Annotated in this window: 1 pseudogene; it reads right to left on the bottom strand. The window is 58.8% G+C overall.

Annotated elements, in window-relative coordinates:
* Nucleotides 1-374: pseudogene (locus tag N2K84_RS20315) on the bottom strand (HYR domain-containing protein); the annotation flags it as partial.

Genomic DNA, 374 nt, shown 5'->3' with positions numbered 1-374 from the left:
GAGGCATTGCCGTTGGCATCCAGGTAGATGGTCACGTTTTGGGCAAGGGCCGTCGGGTCGATGTCGTCAACCACGGTCACCACGGCGTTGGCGGTACTTGAGTTGCCGTTCACATCGGTCACGGTCAGCACCACATTGTTCTGTCCTACATGGGCGCAGGTGAAATCGGTAACATCAAGTGCCAGCGAAGCAACCCCGCAGTTGTCGGTTGAACCGTTGTCAACAGCTTCGGCTGTGGTGGAGGCATTGCCGTCGGCATCCAGGTAAATGGTCACGTTCTGGGCAAGGGCCGTCGGGTCGATGTCGTCAACCACGGTCACCACGGCGTTGGCGGTGCTTGAGTTGCCGTTCACATCGGTTACGGTCAGCACCAC

It is taken from the genome of Gaoshiqia sediminis (genome assembly GCF_025907915.1).
GTDB classification, from domain to species: Bacteria; Bacteroidota; Bacteroidia; order Bacteroidales; family Prolixibacteraceae; genus Gaoshiqia; species Gaoshiqia sediminis.
The sequence above is the reverse complement of the archived record's forward strand: the minus strand, read 5'-3'. Positions and strand labels throughout refer to the sequence as shown.